Origin of the sequence: Clostridium tetani (genome assembly GCF_900167265.1) — a bacterium.
GTDB lineage: Bacteria > Bacillota > Clostridia > Clostridiales > Clostridiaceae > Clostridium_G > Clostridium_G tetani.
The window spans coordinates 290,760-308,854 of record NZ_FUWT01000002.1 but is presented as its reverse complement, the minus strand read 5'-3'; the positions used below and the strand labels follow the sequence as shown (position 1 = coordinate 308,854).

Sequence of the window (18,095 nt, the reverse complement as noted above, 5' to 3'; positions counted from 1 at the left end):
TTTTGCTTAACCGTCCCTTTAATTTCTTTTAATTTTTAGATTATTTTACTTAACCATACCCTCAATAAAATTCCTTAAATCCATATCTACAGTTCCTTTTATTTTAGCTCCTTTACTAGAATTAATAAATTCAACGTTTTTGTTATTCTCTATAAGTCTTTCTATGCCTTTTTTAAATTCTAACATGCCAGATGTTGTATTTAAATAGTTTCCATCTACTCCTAATACTTTTTTGTAAGAACTACTTTGTTCTATATTCTTATCATCACCAGCATGAGATTTATCATCTACAAAAGCCATATCTTGGCCACATAGAATAATGTTTTTTCCACCAGCTTTTATAGCTAAATCTATGGTAGGTATGGCTACGGTTTTACCTGTTTCTATTACAATATTTTCTTTATTAAAACTACATTCTTTATTGAAAAACATATATTTAGGCCCCTTATAAGCTTGTACCGCCCATCTAGAACCTGTAGATAAAAAACAAAGGGGGATATCTAAATCTTCATAACCCTTTATCTGATTGTAAACAACTTCTCCTGCATCTAATATGGTAATTATATCCGGTTTTATTCCGTTTTTCATTAAAATATCCAAAGTTCTTCCTACTGCAAATATTTTAATATATTCTCTTTTTTCTTTCATAATATTTAAATCTTTTTCTAGAGAAGGACCTGCTGATGCAATTATTATTGGTTTATTTTCTAATTCAAAAGTTTTAAAAAATTCTCCTATGGTATTGTAATTATTTTTTATATTTATTTCTTCGTTCTCTTTCATAATAGGTTCAAATCTTTCTAAATTAATTTTAGCTATCTTATAACTTTTTATAGCTTGTCTAAAATCATTATATTCATCTTCCAAAACTTTTAATAATGGCTCATACACTATAATATCATCTACCAAAGAAACTTTATCCATAAACTCATTATAAAAGTTTTTATTACTTCCTAATATGATTTTTACCCTATTATCTTTTTTTATATCCTCCAAAAGATTATATTTCTTTGCAATATCATGTATTTCCACATCTAAATCAAATAAGAATACCCTAGAATCTGAAGGTATTCTTTTTAATAACTCTTTTACATGATATCCAAAGCCTAAACCATACATAACAATATATTTTTTATTTAAAATTAATTCTTTATTGCTTTCTATAAACTTTTCTGCATCTCTTGTAGGATAAAATCTACTATATACAAATTTGTTGTCTACTTTCAAAGCATAATTATTATCTTTGGATTTGATTATTTCTATTTTTCTTTTATTATTATTCATTGTAATTCATTCCTTTATTTACAATTAATTTTCTGCTTTCTTTATAATATAATCGTAAATTCATGCAATAACTTTAATTTAGATTGCTTAACCATCCCTTTAAAGTCCAAACAACTATTTCCTGCAAAATATTACTTTACCCACTCTATCTATATGTTCCTTCAATTCTTTATGTTTTAAATGTGAATAATCAACTATATCAAAAAAGTATGGCATAGGACTTTTTTCTTCTAGTATTGAATTAAGTTTTGATAAAATATCCAAATTTATATTCTCACCATAAATAGCTATATCAATATCTGATTCTGGCTTATAATTACCCTTGGCACGTGACCCAAATATATATGCTTTTTCAATCTCATCAAATCCGCTTATAATATTAACTATATATTCTAAATCTGATTATCTTAATCCAAAATTCATTCTAATTCCTCCAATTTGGAATACAATTTTTTAATTAGAGGATAATACGATTTACGAATAAGTTCTGTTGCTTCTTGAGCCACTTCTTCATTATAAGTATGTGGCATTAAGTTTCTCTTTTCCAATGCATCAATCCAGATGTGTCCATCTTCAATTAACTGAATTTGAAAAGCAGTTTTTATTGTTCCTCTTGGACTCTTTACTTCAAATCCTTCTAATTCAAGATAATCTTTCATAGTATTCCATGCTAATTCAAAAGTATATTTAAACTTTCCCTTCTATTAAATTTAATAGTCATAATTTTAATATGAATTCTCCCTATAGGTAATAATTAAAGATTAAAGAAAAGAAGCTGGATAACTCCAGCTCCTGCAGAACAGTTTTTAAGCTTATTCTCTATGTTTTAGAATAAATAGCTTAACCGTCCCTTTTGACTTTTGACCTTTAATTCACACCTTTATAAATGCTTACTTTAGGTATTATTGAAACAAAATGACCGCCATTTTCTTCAAATTTTTTATTAGAGTTCCTTATGAATTCTATATAACCCGTTGCAAATATCACTATATAATCCACATAAGTTAATTAATGATATACCTCTTTATACAGCTCCCTATATTGAACAAAAATTTTTTCATATCCATCACCACTCCTAAATTAGTCAATTAGTGTAATAATGTCTTTTATTGACATCAAATTATCATCAACCTCTTTTGCTCTATGACACTCAAGAATTTTTGTTGCTGTTTGTTGCATTGCAGGAAATGCACTTCTTGTTAGCTGATTAGCATAAATTACAACATTTACCCCATGTGCAATAAATTCTTCCTCAGTAACTGTATTAAAAGAAGTAGGCACAACAACTATTGGTATATTTTTATCCGTTTTCCTAAATTCATCACAGAATTTAAATATTTCTGTAGGATCTTTTTTACGACTATGTATCATGATACCATCAGCACCTGCATTCACATACGCATAAGCTCTATTTAAAGCATCTTCCATACCTTGTTCAAGAATTAAGCTTTCAATTCTTGCTATAATCATGAACTCATCAGTTCTAAGAACCTCTTTTGCTTCACTGATTTTATAGCAGAAGTTTTCAACAGTATCTTGAGTTTGCTGAACCTCTGTTCCAAATAATGAATTTTTCTTAAGACCAGTTTTGTCTTCAATAATAACTGCAGAAACACCCATTCTTTCAAGTGTTCTTACATTATATACAAAATGTTCTACTAACCCACCTGTATCTCCATCTAATATAATAGGTTTAGTTGTAACTTCCATAACATCATTAACTGTATCAAGCCTTGAAGACATGTCAACTAATTCAATATCAGGTTTTCCCTTTGCTGTAGAATCACAAAGACTTGAAATCCACATTGCATCAAACTGATCTAGTTCTCCGTTACGCTCAACAACGGTTTTTTCTGCAATTAACCCAGTAATTCCATTATGTACTTCTATGGCCTTTACAATTGGACGAAGCTTTAACAACTGCCTCAATCTCTTTCTACGATATTCAGGCATCGCCAACTTTTCTCTTGTAATATCATCAACTTTTTTCACATTTGTATTTCTTGTATATGGAATTTCAATTAGTTGCCCATTCCATCCTTTTAACATTTCAATAACTTCTTGTCTTATAACTGACTGTGGTCCACTTTTCCAATTATCCCCATGGATTACATAGTCAGGTTTTAATTCATTTAGCACATCCCTATAAGAAGTAGTTTTCTGAATAACCACTTTACTAACTTCTAGCAACTCTTCAAACATTTCAACTCTATCTTCAATTTGAGTTGTTGGAAAACGATCAAACTTAACACAAGCTTCATCACTTAAAACTCCAACAATTACGTCTCCATATCTTTTTGCCTCATTTATAATTTTCATGTGTCCTTCATGGATAACTCCTGTACTAAAACACGCATATACACTTTTTGTTACTTTATTATTCATAATTCTTTACCTCCATATTTAACACTATATAAATATTAAAATTAATTCTAAAAAATACTATAAAAATATATTATTTTACACAATGATATCTCATAAAGTTTTCTTTATTTTCCCTTGCCGATTCTTTTGGTCTTCCAAGATCATTCCTTGACTCCAAGCTTACCTTTACCTCAATTAAACATAATTCATTTGTAGCTTTAGCCTTTTTTAATACAGTAGTTAATTCATTTAGGCTGTAGACATGGTACACTTTGGGATATCCACAAGCCCTTGCTATATTCCCAATATTCACATCAACGGCACAAGTAGGCATTCCCCCTACTGATTCGTGAGCATCATTATTAAGAACAATATGAATTAGATTATTTGTATTTTGCTTTGCAATAAAAGCTAAAGATCCCATGTGCATAAGCACTGCCCCATCACCATCAATACAATATATTCTTTGATTTCCATGTTCCTTAGCAAGTCCCAAAGCAATCATTGAAGAATGTCCCATAGAACCCACAGTTAGAAAATTTTGCTTATGCCCTCCAAGAATAATATCACTTTCCTCATATACTTCTCTAGATATCTTTCCAGTTGTAGAAACAATCATATCTGTTGCTTCAATTTGTTTTAAAATTTCTTTAATTGCATCTTCTCTAAGAATTTCATATAAGTTTTTATGTGCTTTATTGCCACGTTTTTCAAAAGTTCCTTTTTTAACAATAATAGCAAATTGTTTATTATTGTTAAGTTCATTTCTAGCTACTTCAAAAATAGTTTTTAATTGTTCATCGGTTGTATTAGAACTAATTACCTCATTTTTAATATTTAATAATTCAAATAGTTCCTTTGTAATCATTCCTTGGAATTTATGTTGTGGCTCATCATGAACACCAGGCTCTCCACGCCAACCAACCATAAATAAAGCTGGAATATCATAAACTTCTTTGTTTAATAATGAGATTATGGGATTAGCAGCATTTCCAATACCACTGTTTTGCATATAAATACATGCTGGTTTTCCTGTTCCAAGGTAAATACCTGCGGCTAACCCTACAGCTGCTCCTTCATTGGCAGGAACATAATGTTTTAAGTTACGTGGATTTTCATAATTCATATAATCACAAAACTCTTTTAGTGTAGAATCTGGAACTCCAACAATAGATTGTATTCCAAGTCCCTTTATTTGTTTAATTATAGTTTCTACTTTCATTTAATCCTCCTACTTGTTAATTTAGTATAATATTTTATTAAAAGTTCACACATATTACATTTTTAATAAGCATTTTATAATTTTTATTTATATATTACTGGAATACTAACATTATTAACTATAAGTGCTTCTCCAAATATCTTAAAAAATGTTTTAATATCTGAAACATCAATTGCCCCTAAGGAACAAAGTCTAAATGTATTTGTGTTTTCAATTTTTCCTGGATAAATTGTAAATCCTCTTTTATAGCAGTAATCATGTATTTTTTCAAAATTCCAGTTTGGATCATCTGGATACTTAACTGAAATAACAAGTCCAGCCTGCCATTCTCTCTTAATAACATCCTTAAATCCGAGCTTTTCTAATTCTTTATGAATAGATTCAAATACACAAAGATGTCTTTTCCACTTTGCTTGTTCTCCTTCTTTAAAATATTCTTTTATAGCCTGAGCTGTAGCATATACTGTTTGAACTGGTGGAGTAAAATGCATCTCACCAGTAGTTTCAAAATAATGATACTGAAGATACAAATTACAATAATATGAACGCTTTGGATAATCTTTAGATTTTATTATCATTTCACGATTACCAATAATAAATGATAGACCAGTCATTGCACTAAGTCCTTTTTGTGCAGAAGCCATACAGAAATCAATATTATCCCTGTCCATGTCAATTGGAATCATTGCATATGTAGATGTAGTATCTACAACAAAAGTAGCATTATATTTATGTACTAAAGCTCCTATTTCCTTAATAGGATTCAAAATGCCAGTTCCTGTTTCATTATGTGTTGTATAAACTAAGGCAATATCTAGATTCTCTTTTAAAGTCTTTTCTATAACATCAAAGTCTGGTCTTTCATCGTAGCTAAATTTCAAATTTATATGTGATAGTCCATAATACTCACATATTTCAACTGCTCTTGAGCTGTAAGCTCCATTATTAATAATAAGTACCTTTTTATTCGCAGGAAGTAACGAATTTAAACATACATCCATGTTTAATGTTCCTGAACCTGTAAACATAACACATGTATATTTTTCTGGATTTCCATGAACTATACCAACTAAATCCATACGCATTTGTTTCATTAAATCAGCAAATTCTTTTTCACGTGGACAAATATCTGCCACCACTTGTGCCATCTTTACAGTATCCGTAGTAGTCGCCGGCCCTGGATTTAATAGTATATTTCTTTTTATATTCATTTTATCAATCTCCTTTTCATATAACTCATCCTTTATAAATTTCTCTCTTTCTTGCTTTATTAAAAATAAATTTTATAACTAAATTAATAATTACTATAGTAATAGCAATAGCTGCTGAAGTTGCTATATCACCTGAATCACTTTTATTTAATATCTCTATAGAAGCTATTTTCGTTTTGCTAGTGTATAAAAAACTAACAGCAGATATAGTTACCATAGAATTTATGAAATAATATTCAAAGCTTTTAATAATTGGAAATTTACTAATTGGTAATATTACCTTAACTAAAGTTATATACCAAGGTATCCCCATACATTCAGAAACCTCTTCAAAATTCTTGTCTATTTTTTTTAGATGCTCTGAAATTGTAAAAAAAGGTACAGAAAAAAAATGAATTATATTAGCTAGTATCAAAATGAAAAACGTACCATATAAAAAGTTGAATACATTCCAACTTTTATTAAAAAATAAGATATAAGATAATCCTATTACCATTCCTGATATAGATAAAGGTAATGATGCTATAATATATAGAATATTTCTTATTTTTGAAAATTCTTTATACCTTTCTACAATATAGGCTGTAATAAAAACAACAATCGTTCCAATCAGAGCTGTTGTAAATGCTACAAATATAGTATTTTTATATACATTTAGAAGGCTTGTTCCAACACTTTTAACATTATAATATTTTAAAGTTATTGATAAATCATAGGGCCAATTTTTTATAACAGATGCAAAAAATAATATTACAAAAACCAAAATTATATTAAAAGATATGATTATATTGTATACATAGAAAAATATATCTCTTACTATATTTTTTTTAATCTTGTAAGACCTTATATTCTTATTGTCATAAGTATTTTTTATTATATAATTATATATAATAAAATATAATAAGGAAGGTATAAGAAGTAATACTGCTATAACTGCTCCCATTTCAAATTTATTTTGACCTATAACATACTGATAAAACTTCAAAGCTAGTACATCATAATTTCCACCTATTATTTTAGGAATACCAAAATCAGTAAAACACATTATAAATGCTGTGAAAAAAGCATTTATAATATTATTTTTCATATTTGGCAATGTAATTGTATAAAACCTTCTAAATAAACTAACTTCCATAATATCTGCCACTTCATATAAAGAATAATCTATAGTTTTAAATCCAGCCAAAATCATCAAATACACAGCCGGAAAAGTGTATAATACCTCAGCTATAATTATTCCTAATTTACCATATATATTAAAAGTCAGTTTTAAATTATTAAGATATCCAAAAAAACCTGTCGTTAATATACCTTTACTTCCAAATATATAAATTAAAGCTATACCATAAGTCATTGTAGGTGCAAATAAAGGTAAAATTGCACTAACTTCAAAAAACTTTTTTCCTTTAATATTAGTTCTCTCAATTCCATAGGCAAACAGAAAAGCAATAAAAATAGTTATTATTGTTACAATGGAAGATACAGTAAAGCTATTACCAAATGCCTGCAGGAATCCATTATTCTTTATAACTTTTTTGAAATTTCCAAAACCTATAAATGTCCCATGGCTGTAAAAGGATTTTATAAATAAAGTAGTTATTGGCAACAGTATATTTATAATTAAAAATAATATTATAATAAACATAAAAGTAGTTTTTAAAATCTTAACTTTGTCATATTTCTTCATTTTCAACATTCCCATCATTTCTAATCTCTAACAACTTATTGCCAAACTATTAGATAACTCAATATAAAAATCCATATTCTCTTTTAAACCTAATTTCTCTTTTTCACTAGCCATAACATCCACTAGTATTCTAGTAGTTTTTATACCTTTCATTTGTAATGTTAATCTATAAAATGCTCCCTTAAATTCCATATTCTTTATAAAACAATCAATAAATCCTTGTTTTTTACATGCAGAATATTTTATATTTTCAGGTCTTATAATTTTAGCCATTCCATTGGATGTTTTTAATATATTAACTTTACCTATAAAATCAGCTACAAATTTATTTTTAGGATTATTATATATTTCTTCTGGTGTTCCTATTTGAGAAACCTTACATTTTTCCATAACTACAATTCTATCACTTAGTGTCAAAGCTTCTTCTTGGTCATGTGTAACCATTATAGTAGTTATTTTTAGTTCTTTCTGAATCTTTTTTATCTCCCATCTTAGACTTTCCCTTATTTTAGCATCTAATGCACTTAGAGGTTCATCTAATAAAAGCACTTTAGGAGATAATATTAATGCCCTTCCTAATGCAACTCTTTGTTGTTGTCCCCCACTTAATTGTCCTGGATATTTATTTTTAACATCTGTTATATCTATTAAATCAAGTATATAATTTATTTTAGAATTAACTTCGCTTTTATTTAAACCTTTATTATATAATCCATAACCTATGTTTTTTTCTACAGTCATATTAGGAAATAATACATAGTTTTGAAATACAAATCCAAAGCCTCTTTTACCTGATGATAAATTTGTTATTATATTATTATTTAAATATATTTCTCCAGAAGTTGGATCTTCAAGACCACTAATTATTCTAAGTAATGTAGTTTTTCCACAACCACTAGGACCCAATATACTTATAAATTCTCCTTCGCTTATACCAAAACTAATGTCTTTTAATATGCTAGTATTATTTATATCTTTATTTATATTATCTATAACTAAATACCCCATAAAAATATCATCTCCAAAATATTATTTCTTGTTAACAGAATATCTTTTATTCCATTCCTCTATGATTTTTGACTTATTATTAGATGCCCAATTTAAATCATTTTTAAATAACATATCTACAACATTTTTAGGATATCCTTCTATTGTAATAGGATTTTTTAATGTAACAATTCTATTTCTAGATTTAGCTTCAATTTCCATGGCTTCATCTGAGAGTATATAGTTTACAAATTTTTCTGCATCATCATTTACATTTTCTTTATTTATAATTCCAAGTCCATCTATATCCCAAGCTAACCCTTCTTTTGGAAAAAACGTCTTTATTTGCTTGTGTTTCTTTTCTTCTAGTAGACTTTCTCCACCCATTCCTAGACCTATAAATTGTTCTCCCATTTCTGTAGATTTAATTGGTCCCATACCTGAATGTTCATACACTCTCATACTTTCATTTATTTTATCTAAATAACTCCAAGCCTCTTTTTCACCTAAACTTTGAATCAAACAAGATACAAACATGAATCCTGTACCTGATGAGGCTGGATTAGGCATGGATATTTGATTTTTATATTCAGGTTTTAATAACTCTTTATAAGATTTGGGAATTTCTACTCCTTTATTTTTCATTTCTTCTAAATTTGCAGTTATAGCATTTGTCCATAAACTTAATCCGATCCAATGTGGCTCCTTATTTTTAGTATCTATAAATTTAGGATTAATATTTTTTAATCCCTCTACTTTACAAGGTTTTAATAATTCTGTTTCATCTAAAACTATTAAACTTGTGGCAGCCAACCCCCATACTACATCTGCAACTGGCTTATCTTTTTCTGCTAACAGTTTAGAAGTAATATCTCCAGTAGATCCCCTTACTATATTCACTTTAATATCCGAATTAACTTTATTGAATCCTTGAATATATTCTTCTATTAAATTATCTTCTACTGCTGTATATACTGTTATCTCTCTATTAGATTTACTGTTACATCCACTAAAAAACATTGCAGTCATAATAAAGCTTAAAACTACACTAATTAATTTCTTCATATAAGACACTCCTTAAATTTCATTTTTTTCTTTTAATTTTGGAATAACTTTATTTAAAACTCTTTTTAAATGGTTTGGATCATCTATTTCTGCCCAAATTAAATCTTTTATTTTTTCATATCCAACGTCATAACTTTTAGCTGAATCCTCAATAGCATATTCATAATGATATTGAGGATTAGTATTCTTACTATATTCAATCATCATTTTTTCAAATAAATCCATTGATACTTTAACTATTCCAACTAATTCACCATATATACTATTTAATCCATGCTTGTCTTTAGAAACTTTATAAATACTATTATCTCTTACTTCTATATAGACTTCATCTCCACTATTAGTTTTACCGCTTAAAAGTACACAATCTTTTTTATCTATATATTGAAGTTCCTTAATAGCTCTTTTTTCATAAATAAGATCACTTTCTAAAAGTAAAAAATCCTCTTTTATTAAATCTTTAGCTACTGCAAGAGATGCCATGCTCCCTGTATTGGCATAATTACTATTTTTAATTGTTTTTATATTTTCGTACTTTTCATATAAGGCATCATAATAATTATTTAAATGTCCTGTAACTATAATAATTCTCTCTATACCATTTTCAAAAAGATTATTTATACTTCTTTCTACTAAAGATTTTCCTTCAATTTCTAACATTCCTTTAGGGATATTATCTTCTGTAACACTATTAAGCCTGCTTCCTAATCCTGCCGCTAAAATCACAGCTAGTTTTATAAAACTTTTTTCAATTTCCTCTATTCCTTCATTTGTTATCTTGTAATAAAACTTTCCATTTCCATATTTCTTTATTATGTATGAATTTATTTCTAGTTCTTTAATTATGTTGTTGATAGTTCCTAATGCAAAACCTGTATATTCTGCTAATTTTCTTTGACTTACATCTCCATTATCTTTTAATAATTTTAATATTTTTAACTTTTTTTGATTCAAAATTAAACACCTCATCTACAATAATATCTAAATAAAAATTTCTTAATATTATTATCGTTCAATTTCTACATATATTTACATGTTATTGAACACTTTTATAAATTAAAAATGGTATTTCTTAATTTTAAGTAATACCATTTTTTTTATAATATTTATATTTTTATATTTTTCTTTATGTGATTAAAGACTACTTCTAAATATTTTTCTACTTTTTCTTGTAATTTATCTTTTTCGTCTAATCCTGTTTCTTTATGTATCAAACTAACATTAAAATTTTCAACATCCACTCTACCATCATTTTCAACAAAGCTCTCAGATTCAAACATAAACCTATGAGTGCAATCATTTATTGCGGCTTTATAAGTTTGTCCTGGAAATATGGATTCTGTATAAGCATACTCTCTTTTATAATTACCATCTAAACATGAAGGTAATTTACCATCTATATCTAAATCATAATTAATATTTGCAAAATTTAATACCATTGGTAACACATCCACATTTTCAATTATATCTTCTATGTTTTTTGTTTCTGTGTTTAACCCCTTGATAAGTAAAGGCACTCTAGTCCTTCCTTCATGTAAAAAGCCATTATCCTTCTTTAAAAATGTTTGTCCATGATCTGATACTAATAGTATTAAAACTTCATCTTTGGAATACAATGAATTTATGTAATTATACAAAATACCTAAATAAAAATCTAATCTTTCAATTTCCGTTTCATATCTCTCTATCTTTTTATCATCATAACTTTTAAATACGGTTTCATCATTATCCTGTTCAGTAGTTCTAGAATAAAGACTCCCTTTTATTTGACTACTTATTCTAGGTTCTATATTGTCAGGTACTTTGTGAAGATCCCCAAATGAAAGCCACATAAAATTATTTTTCTCTTTAAAAGCTTCTAAATGCTCTATAGCTTCCATTACAACTTCCTCACACCCCATCCCGTCTATAGCTGGTTGATATACAGTTCTATCGAAACCTTTATTATATCCATATAATGGAGTTTTCCTCCAGTCATTACATATTTGTGTAGTGAAATATCCGTTTTCTTTAAATATCTCACTCATAAGTTTTTCATTACTTCCAATTTTATACGTCCAATTTGAATGAAATAACTTATGATTAGTTGTGTATTTTCCAGTAAAGAATGTGGCAAGTCCTGGTAATGTCCACTCACTATTACAATAGCAACTATTAAATTTTAAACCATCATTAAAAAAATTATATGTTTTAGGCATTAGATTTTTTAGTTTGTTTCCTTCTATTGCTTCTTGTGACAAACCATCTAAAAATAAATATAAAATAAGTTTTGGTTTATCTTTTATAACTTTATCTTTAATTTTTATAGTATTTCCTAAAAAAAACTCATTGTTACTACTTATTGTTAGTTTACCTTCCTCTCTAATAGGTAAGTAGTAAAATATGTTAGGCCTTACATCATTAATTTTGTATTCCCTGTTATTTATTTTTAAATTAATATATGAATATAACTTTTTTACAGATATAGGAAGAACTATTTCTTCTTTTACTTCCATTTCTATTTCTTTATTTATGATTTGTCCTTGTAACATTTCAGTTTTATACAAGGTTCTAAGCTGAGGTACAATTTCTGTAAAACTTTCAATTTTATATAGATTAACATAATGTCCTTCTGTTATTTCATCATTAATAAATCTTCCCACTAAGCTTTCTTTACTACCATCTAATGGAAATGATCGTGCATCTATTTCCTGTAGCTTATTTTTTATACTTTGAAATTTATCTTTAAACTCTGAAAACTCACCTGGAAATTTTTCTGCTATGGTTTCAGATAGATTTTCTATAGATTCAATACACATATCCTTCTTTTCTTTACTATCTGCATATTTTAATGCTTTAAAATAAAACTCTATACTTTTTGTAAATTGTCCTTTAAATGCATATACCATACCTAAATTGTAACTTACTTCATAATTAAAAGGTAGTTCCATCAATCCATTTAAAAGTACTTTCTCTGCTTGTTCTAAGTTACCTTCAATTACATATATTGCAGCTTTTGTAGTACATATAGTTATAACTGAATTAAAATTACTTTCATAGTCTCTCAATAACTTCTTTGCTTCATCATATTTTCCATGATATATATTAAATTCAATAGATTGTTTAAGTTCTTTTAATTGACATACTTTTGTTTTAAATTCTTTTTCAGTCATATAGTTTAACCCTTTCTTTTTATCTATTTTACATATTTATCTAAAGTATTAATTAATTCATCTTTGTTGTTACTACGAGCAATATAAAACCCACTTCTATCCAAAGAACTTTTTAGTTCATTTTTTTTATTATGATCAAAATAAAATTTCATAATAGAACTATCTTTTTTAATATTTATCTCATTGCTTTTAACTTTTTCATAGTTTTCATAAGTAATAAATTGAATACCTGAATACTTTATTTCTTCGTTTGATAATCTTAATTCTTTACCAATGCTAATATTGATAATATTTTCTAACATATCTATACCTGTAGATAATGGAACCAAATCAGATGTTATATAATCTCCTCCCAATCTAGATCCTATTTCTATAAGAACAGGTCCCTTTTCTGTTAATTTAATTTCAGCATGAGATGAACTATTATCTATTCTTATAGCATTTATAATCTTATTAACCATATCTTTAATTTTATACTCTTGTTCTTTGTTCAAGTAAGCAGGTACTATGTGTCTATCTTCTACAGAATGTGGATAACCTGAGGTGTGCTTTTCTGTTATTGCAACTATATTATTTGTTCCATTTTGAGTTAATGTTTCAACACTATATTCTGGTCCATCTAAAAATTCCTCTAATATTACTTTCCCTGATTTACTATAATGATATGATTCTTCATAGGCTAATTTTAGTTCTTGTAAATTATATACTTTACAAACGCCTCTACTAGCTGATGAATCAACAGGTTTTATTATTAAAGGAAATTCAAAGCCTTCTAATTTTTTATTACATATATCTTTTTTATCATTCACTAATAAATACCTAGGACAAGGAATATTATTTTTTTTCATACATTCTCTTAATAAAAATTTATCTGTACTTATTTCAGCAGCTCTAGAAGATAACCCCATTAAATTCATTTTTTCACAAACATATGCTACTGTTCTTACTGGAAAATCAGAAGTAGTTAAAATTCCATCTATATTATATCTTTTTGCTACCTGTAATGTTTTTTCTTTATCTAGCGTACTTATATGTAATGCTATATCAGCAAATTTAAATCCCTCTGCTTTACTATCGTAATCTGTAACAATTGTTTTATATCCTAACTCTTTAGCTTTTTTTATAAGCGGAACTTGAAACTGTCCTGCTCCAAGAATCAATATAGTTTTCATTAAATAACCCTCTCCTCATTATAACACTACTTCCTACCATTTAATAAAATTAAACAATTACATCTAATTATACAATTTTATTTCATTTATAATACTTTTTGTAGTATCTATAATATACTCTACTTCATAATCAGTTAATGCAGGATAGATAGGAATACTTATAGTGTTTTTAAAAAAATATTCTGCATTAGGATAATTTTTACTATCTAATTTTAAAATCCTATGAAGTAAAAAATCAATAAACTGACGAACAATAACATTCTTTTTTAAAAAAGCATCTTTTACTTCATTAAAATTTAAATTTAATGGAAATCTAAAAAACATATCTCTATTTTTTAAATCATCACTCATACATAGTCCCTCAAATATACTAAATTCCTTTAAATACATATTTGCTATTTTTTTTCTTCTTTCTAAGAAAAAATCATACATTTTTAACTGACTAATTCCAAGCATAGCTTGAATATCACTCATAGGAGAAAAAACTTTAAACTTCCTAATCTTTTCACACATTTCATCATTGTTAGTAAGCACCATTCCACCTTCACCTGTAGTTAAACATTTTATTGCTCCAAATGAACAAACTGTAAAATCACCATAAGTACCAATTTTTCTATTATTTAGCATTCCGCCAAAGGCTTGAGCTATATCTTCAATTATTGGTATACCAAACTCTAATAAATCTTCTATCTTTACAGAAATTCCACATATATGTGGAACAATAATTGCTTTTGTATTAGTGGTAATATGAGGTTCTACTGTTTTTTTACTTAAAATCCATTCTGTATCAACATCACAAAGAACTGGTGTAGCTTCTACTGCTAACACAGCTTCTAAAATACATGGACATAAATAAGTAGGTATTATTACTTCATCACCTTTTTTAATGTCTAAAGCTTTTAAAGAAAACACTACTGACATTGTACCACTTGAAGTAGCTATCCCATTTTTTACTCCTATATATTTGGATACTTGCTGTTCAAATTCTTTAACTTTTTCTCCAGAACTAATCATTCCACTATTCATTACATTTAATATATACTTTTTATCATTTTCTGAAATATATGGTTTCGAATGAGGAATTATATCTTTTATTGATTTTTTATAATTCATCAAAATAACCATCCTTTTCCATACCATTTTTAATATCTTGAAGATATTCTCTAGTTGAATACTGTGGTTGCCAATCTAAATCCTTTATTGTTCCACTAATATCATATACCCAACTCCTATCAATTTGATTTTCCTTTTCAGGTTTATAAATAATTTTTGACTTATTGTCTTTCGGAGAAAACACATCTACTATTGTCTTAACTTCTTCTTCAAATGTAATTCCTTTACCTGACGCCATATTATATCTTCCTTTTGCTTTCTTACTATTTATGGCTTTTACAATACACTCTACAGCATCTTTTACATACAAATGATCTCTTAAGTGGGTTGAACAATCGCCCCATATTTCAATAGGTTCACTATTATATGCTTTAATAATAAACTTTTCCCAAAAACTTTTAGGAACTTTTTTTTCTTGTCTAAATTTTAAATATTTACTATACCCTCGTATACAAGTAGTTCTTAAAATAATTCCTTGCATTCCATATTCCTCATTAAAATACTGTACATATTGAGCTCCAGCAATTTTAGATATAATATATTCAACATGATCACCTTTATTAATGTAATCTACTATATCTTTATTAATTAGAATATCTTTCACATTACTAGCTTCATAGTGAGAAGTAGTATAAATAAATTTTTTTATATTATTTTTTCTGCAATACTCTAAAGCATTCCACGTTCCTAAAGCATTAATTTTTAATAAATCTCCTCCAGATATATTTGAATCTCTATGCTCTGGAATCACTGCAGCTAAATGTACAACTGCATCTATTCCTGATTTAGGTAATTTTTCAAAGTCATCCTTTTTAGTTACATCTAAAAAAATAAAGGGAATACCTTTAGACTTATAATAAGCTTCACATTTCCTATTTCTTCCAATCGCTAAAACATCTACATTATCCTTAAATAATCTTTCTACAAGATAATTACCTATAAATCCCGTTGCTCCTGTTACTAAAATCATTGTTTTATCCTCCTTATATAATTAACAATTTCCTAATTGCAAGTAGAACATTCCTTTACTATTTCTTTCTTTCCTTCGCCAAAATGAAATTTATTAATATACTGTAGATAAGAATCATAACTTTCATAAAGATCAATCATAACTTTTTCAAAATTATTAACCTCATAAAAGTCAAAAACAAATTTATAATCTTTATGCATATTCTTCTGTTCTTTTGTTTGACAAAAAGCTATAGCTGGAATTTTAAGACTACATGCTTCATATAAAGTTGTCCCTGGAGATGTAAATATTAAATCTGATTTTAGCATAATCTCTGACATATTAGATACATTTTTAAATACTTTTACTATATGTTTTTTATTTTTTTGTATTTCTTTAAATAATTCATTATCAAATTTAAATCCAGCTCCTTTAATAATATATATTTTTTTTCTAGTTGACAACCTATTTAAATTCCTAAGAACCTTAGTAGTCAAATTAGCTTGATCAGTTCCACCAAAAGAAAGTAAAATTTTATTCAACTCTCCTGTATATTTATAAGAACCTTCTTTGTCATAAAATTCGTCACGTAAAGACAAATATTTAGGTCCCTCAAGATATTTAGTATTAAACTCATCTACTCTTACTTTATTTTTATAGTTTGTGCCAATAATTGCATTAATAACAACATCAGCAAATTCATTAGCCTTTGACACATTTCCTATATGAACCAACTTTTTAACATAGGTACGAATATGTTTTGCTAGTTCCACTGAAATATTGGTTTGATCAATTATTAAAACATCTGGATTATTAGCTTTAACAATATCAAAAAATTGATTATAATCCTTAAACACTATTATAGACATAGATGCTTTGCGTATTATATCTTGAATATATATATCGCTACTAGTTATAAAATAAACTTCTGTAAAACACTTTTTTAAAATTTCTTTTCCTAAAGCTATAGTTCTATAAATATTGCCTAATCCAAGTTTAAAACTTCCTTCTGCATATAAAAAGATTTTACTTTTCAATTTTTCCACACCTTTTCAAGTAAATATATTAATTATAAATTATATGTTTACTTTATTTAAAATCTGTACCTGACCTTTGTTTTACAGTTCTATTTATTTGTAATAGTTCAGGCTTTTTATTTAATATACAAATAATATCATAAATATCAAAATCATCTTTGTTTTGTAATTCTGAAATTATTTTTTTAATAAATGTATAGTCATTTTCTTCGTCTACACATAACCTCCAATTAGAATGTTGTAATTCTTCTGAAACATTATATCTACCAATTGAATATATTTCAGGATTTCTATATATATATGGTGTTACATGCTCTCTACAATAATCGTCTTTTGCTTTTTCATGTATTTCAAGTAATAATTTTTTTGAAAAAACTTCTGTATCTAGCCCTCTTATTATTCCATTCTTACCTTTAGGTACAACATAATCATAGTTATTTTCTCGGTAAAATCTTATTGTTTCATCTACTAATTTTGTATCTATTAAAGGGCAATCACTTGTAATTCTTACCACTATATCAGTATCTACTATTTTAGAAGCTTTAGCATATCTTTCTAAAACATCATATTGAGATCCCCTATAACATAATACTTTATTTTTTTCTGCTATTTTCTGTATAATATCATCATCTTTATTTTCAGTAGTTGCAATAATAATATTATGTATATTTCTACATCTTTTAATCCTGTCTATCACATATTCTAAAATCATTTTGTTATTAATTTTCTTTAATACTTTATTAGGTAACCTTGTTGATCCTGTCCTAGCTTGTATAATACAAGTAACTTTTTTCATAAAGTCCCCCTCTTTTCTACTTAATATTACAAAAATTCAAGTATCTATTTTTTAAT

The 18,095-nt window shown here is 26.9% G+C and carries 15 protein-coding genes and 1 pseudogene; all 16 read right to left on the bottom strand.

What is annotated here, in order from left to right; all coding sequences use genetic code 11:
* Nucleotides 1–45 precede the first annotated feature (45 nt).
* Nucleotides 46–1,284: a motility associated factor glycosyltransferase family protein gene (locus B5D21_RS01440; RefSeq protein WP_011099892.1), complete on the bottom strand. Its 1,239-nt coding sequence runs from the start codon at nucleotides 1,282–1,284 to the stop codon at nucleotides 46–48.
* Nucleotides 1,285–1,398: 114 nt separating this feature from the next.
* Complete coding sequence (locus B5D21_RS01435) at nucleotides 1,399–1,662, bottom strand: nucleotidyltransferase domain-containing protein (RefSeq protein WP_274542174.1); 264 nt, start codon at nucleotides 1,660–1,662, stop codon at nucleotides 1,399–1,401.
* 41 nt (nucleotides 1,663–1,703) lie between these two features.
* A pseudogene (locus tag B5D21_RS01430) lies at nucleotides 1,704–1,967 on the bottom strand (HI0074 family nucleotidyltransferase substrate-binding subunit); the annotation flags it as partial.
* A gap of 397 nt (nucleotides 1,968–2,364) precedes the next feature.
* On the bottom strand, nucleotides 2,365–3,669 hold the full coding sequence (gene aepX, locus B5D21_RS01425; RefSeq protein WP_011099893.1) for a phosphoenolpyruvate mutase: 1,305 nt from the start codon (nucleotides 3,667–3,669) through the stop codon (nucleotides 2,365–2,367).
* 70 nt (nucleotides 3,670–3,739) lie between these two features.
* A complete protein-coding gene (gene aepY / locus B5D21_RS01420; RefSeq protein ID WP_011099894.1) occupies nucleotides 3,740–4,870 on the bottom strand; it encodes a phosphonopyruvate decarboxylase in 1,131 nt (376 codons plus the stop codon).
* A gap of 83 nt (nucleotides 4,871–4,953) precedes the next feature.
* The gene (locus tag B5D21_RS01415; protein WP_011099895.1) at nucleotides 4,954–6,081 is read right to left on the bottom strand and encodes a 2-aminoethylphosphonate aminotransferase; all 1,128 of its coding nucleotides are present in this window, start codon (nucleotides 6,079–6,081) and stop codon (nucleotides 4,954–4,956) included.
* Nucleotides 6,082–6,106: 25 nt separating this feature from the next.
* The gene (locus tag B5D21_RS01410) at nucleotides 6,107–7,768 is read right to left on the bottom strand and encodes a putative 2-aminoethylphosphonate ABC transporter permease subunit (protein WP_035125220.1); all 1,662 of its coding nucleotides are present in this window, start codon (nucleotides 7,766–7,768) and stop codon (nucleotides 6,107–6,109) included.
* Between the two features lie 27 nt (nucleotides 7,769–7,795).
* Nucleotides 7,796–8,776, bottom strand: coding sequence for an ABC transporter ATP-binding protein (locus B5D21_RS01405; RefSeq protein WP_011099897.1), 981 nt, complete (start codon nucleotides 8,774–8,776; stop codon nucleotides 7,796–7,798).
* A 21-nt stretch (nucleotides 8,777–8,797) separates the two neighbouring features.
* Entirely contained in the window at nucleotides 8,798–9,820 is a 1,023-nt protein-coding gene (locus B5D21_RS01400) for a putative 2-aminoethylphosphonate ABC transporter substrate-binding protein (RefSeq protein WP_035125071.1), read from the bottom strand.
* Between the two features lie 12 nt (nucleotides 9,821–9,832).
* Nucleotides 9,833–10,774 (bottom strand): phosphocholine cytidylyltransferase family protein, encoded by a 942-nt coding sequence (locus B5D21_RS01395; RefSeq protein ID WP_128993697.1) that lies wholly within the window; start codon nucleotides 10,772–10,774, stop codon nucleotides 9,833–9,835.
* 152 nt (nucleotides 10,775–10,926) lie between these two features.
* Nucleotides 10,927–12,972 (bottom strand): sulfatase-like hydrolase/transferase, encoded by a 2,046-nt coding sequence (locus B5D21_RS01390; RefSeq protein WP_011099900.1) that lies wholly within the window; start codon nucleotides 12,970–12,972, stop codon nucleotides 10,927–10,929.
* A gap of 23 nt (nucleotides 12,973–12,995) precedes the next feature.
* Nucleotides 12,996–14,144, bottom strand: coding sequence for an ATP-grasp domain-containing protein (locus B5D21_RS01385; RefSeq protein WP_011099901.1), 1,149 nt, complete (start codon nucleotides 14,142–14,144; stop codon nucleotides 12,996–12,998).
* 63 nt (nucleotides 14,145–14,207) lie between these two features.
* Nucleotides 14,208–15,257, bottom strand: a complete 1,050-nt coding sequence (locus tag B5D21_RS01380; protein ID WP_035125069.1) for a DegT/DnrJ/EryC1/StrS family aminotransferase — start codon at nucleotides 15,255–15,257, stop codon at nucleotides 14,208–14,210.
* Entirely contained in the window at nucleotides 15,247–16,227 is a 981-nt protein-coding gene (locus B5D21_RS01375) for an SDR family oxidoreductase (protein ID WP_011099903.1), read from the bottom strand. Before B5D21_RS01375 ends, B5D21_RS01380 begins: the two co-directional genes overlap by 11 nt.
* A 32-nt stretch (nucleotides 16,228–16,259) precedes the next feature.
* Complete coding sequence (locus tag B5D21_RS01370) at nucleotides 16,260–17,243, bottom strand: PseG/SpsG family protein (protein ID WP_035125067.1); 984 nt, start codon at nucleotides 17,241–17,243, stop codon at nucleotides 16,260–16,262.
* A 52-nt stretch (nucleotides 17,244–17,295) separates the two neighbouring features.
* Entirely contained in the window at nucleotides 17,296–18,039 is a 744-nt protein-coding gene (locus tag B5D21_RS01365) for a cytidylyltransferase domain-containing protein (protein WP_011099905.1), read from the bottom strand.
* Nucleotides 18,040–18,095: the final 56 nt, after the last annotated feature.